Below are 2,566 nucleotides of genomic sequence, written 5' to 3'. Positions count from 1 at the left end.
ATAATACGAAATAGATATAATTCCTTATCTTTGCCACTTATAATGAATAAACCAATATTACATATAGAGAATGCGTGCATCTCTTTTGGACATGGTAAATTGTTTACTCACTTCAATTTAGACCTACATTTGGGTGAAATGTATTGCATAACTGGTGAATCTGGCAAAGGCAAAACATCTTTACTAAATGCTATTCTGGGCTTTGTACCCTTATCGGAAGGCTCTATTGTAGTTGATGGATTAATCCTTGGGGTTAGTACTATAGATGAAATAAGAAAAAGAGTAGCTTGGATTCCTCAAGAATTATCTATTCCATCAGAATGGGTTTCTGAGATGGTGCGTATTCCTTTTAAACTAAAGGCCAATCGCAACATCAAATTCTCCGAAAAAACACTGTATAAACATTTTGAAGCATTGGGCTTAGAGCATGATTTATTAGAAAGAAGAGTTACTGAGATATCGGGAGGTCAGCGTCAACGTATTATGATCGCTGTTACAACTATGTTACAAAAGCCATTAATGATAATTGATGAACCAACCTCTGCACTAGACCCCGCATCGGTGAGTAAAGTAATTCGTTTTCTAAAGAATGAGACTCAAAAGAGTACGGCTATTTTAGCTGTTACACACGATAGAATCTTTGCAGATAGTTGCGATAAACGCATCTTTTTATAACGATATGAATTGCTGAAATACAGCTATAAAATAAAACAGAAGTGGGAACTATAGATATATCATTTTTAAGTTTAGGCATAGGGTTACTCTTATCTTTTATACCTCTTTATTATCTATGGAAATTTAAAACGTGGTTGGTCAAAGCAACAGCCATAGCTATTATACGCATGATTGTGCAACTATTTTTTGTAGGAATGTACCTCAAGTATCTCTTCTTATGGGATAATCCATGGATCAATATCCTCTGGGTAGTAGTTATGATTTTTGTTGCCTCACACACAGCACTTGCACGTACTCGCTTAAAGCGAAGTGTATTAATGATACCCATTGTTATCGGTTTCTTATTTAGTGTTATTACCATAGGTGTGTTTTTTCTAGGTATAGTACTGCAAATCGACAATATATTTGATGCTCAGTACTTTATTCCCATATTTGGCATATTAATGGGCAATATGCTTTCGAGCAATGTAATTGCTTTGAATACTTATTATTCGGGTTTGCAGAGAGAGCAACAACTCTATTATTACTTACTAGGCAATGGAGCTTCTCAAAAAGAAGCCAGAGCACCATTTATCGGTCAGGCAATGATAAAAGCCTTTAGTCCGCTGATAGCTAATATGGCTGTAATGGGACTAGTAGCTCTGCCAGGTACAATGATTGGTCAGATACTCGGAGGAAGTAGCCCCAACGTAGCAATAAAATATCAAATGATGATTGTAGTCATCAACTTTACAGCATCTATGTTGTGCTTAATGATTACGATTACACTATCCTCAAATAGTACATTTAATAAGTTTGGAGTGATGAAACCCGTGTTTAAAGAAGAAAAATAAAAACAGCTTGAATATGCTCTGTTTACCGAATTATAGCGAAGATTCTTTTGAAGTAAAAATAATGAAGCAGATTGCTCTCCACCCACAAAATAAATACTTTATTACCGTGGAGTTTTCAAAGAAAGGAGAGAGCTTACCTTTATATTTACAAGATTTCCTTACAGATAAGAGCAATCAGTATCAAGAATCCCAACCATTTACGAGAGTCTATAGAGAAGGAGATTGGCGACTTATTCTCACTTTTATTCCACGTAATAAACCCATTGATAGGCGGTTTGCTTTGGCCAATACTTTTGTAAAACTATGCCAGAAGCAAAAAAAATAAAATGTTTGATATATTGACTGTATTTAGACAATCAAAGAATAGACTATAATTTGTCCTTTTTCAACACAATTAGGATATTCAGAGAGCTTGGAGCTTATGGGTTGCTTTTTATGAGGTTACGATTCTAATTAAAATAGAACAACTTTTTCTTAAAAATAGTAGGAATCCCTTTTGTAATGACAATATAAATTACCTATATTTGTTATTAAACATTTTCACATTCTTGCTTTATGGATTATAATATAAGAAGATGGAAGCCAACCGATATAGATGCGTTGGTGAAGCAGATGAACAATATTCACATATGGTCTTCATTATCTGAAGATATACCTTTCCCTGCAACAGCAAAAATAGCTAAGAATTACTTGGATAAATTTTGTCAGAAAGGTGTAGAATATGATATCTATGCCATAGAAGTTGACAATGATGTAGTAGGGGGTGTAGGATTTACCAGAATGAAACCACCTTTCTCTATTGTCTATCAATTGAGTTTTTGGTTATGTCCCGATTTTTGGGAAGATAATTTAATGGATGAAGTTCTAGATAAACTTGTAAAACATTCTTTTTTCCACCTTCCTGTTATGAAGCTAGTCACAGAAGTTTTTGATTATGATGATAAGGCCATACGTGTACTCGAAAAGCTAGGTTTTGAGAAAGAAGCTGCACTTCAAAAGGTAGCATTAAAAAGTGGAAATATTAGTGATTTGTACTTTTATACACTTTCAGAAAAAGA

At 34.1% G+C, this 2,566-nt stretch carries 4 protein-coding genes; all 4 read left to right on the top strand.

Annotated features, from left to right (window positions below):
* The first annotated feature begins 54 nt into the window (after positions 1-54).
* On the top strand, positions 55-675 hold the full coding sequence (locus tag K8V80_RS03565) for an ABC transporter ATP-binding protein (protein ID WP_040310380.1): 621 nt from the start codon (positions 55-57) through the stop codon (positions 673-675).
* 41 nt (positions 676-716) lie between these two features.
* Complete coding sequence (locus K8V80_RS03560; protein WP_276775497.1) at positions 717-1,508, top strand: ABC transporter permease; 792 nt, start codon at positions 717-719, stop codon at positions 1,506-1,508.
* Positions 1,509-1,521: 13 nt separating this feature from the next.
* Positions 1,522-1,833: a hypothetical protein gene (locus tag K8V80_RS03555; RefSeq protein ID WP_276775495.1), complete on the top strand. Its 312-nt coding sequence runs from the start codon at positions 1,522-1,524 to the stop codon at positions 1,831-1,833.
* A gap of 230 nt (positions 1,834-2,063) precedes the next feature.
* Positions 2,064-2,566, top strand: a 503-nt coding sequence (locus K8V80_RS03550) for a GNAT family N-acetyltransferase (RefSeq protein ID WP_276775493.1), incomplete at its 3' end; no start/stop codon positions are given.

Source organism: Bacteroides coprosuis (genome assembly GCF_020741705.1).
In the GTDB taxonomy this organism is placed as follows: domain Bacteria; phylum Bacteroidota; class Bacteroidia; order Bacteroidales; family Bacteroidaceae; genus Bacteroides_E; species Bacteroides_E coprosuis.
Note: the sequence above shows the minus strand (reverse complement) of the source record. Positions and strands in the feature narration are given on the sequence as shown.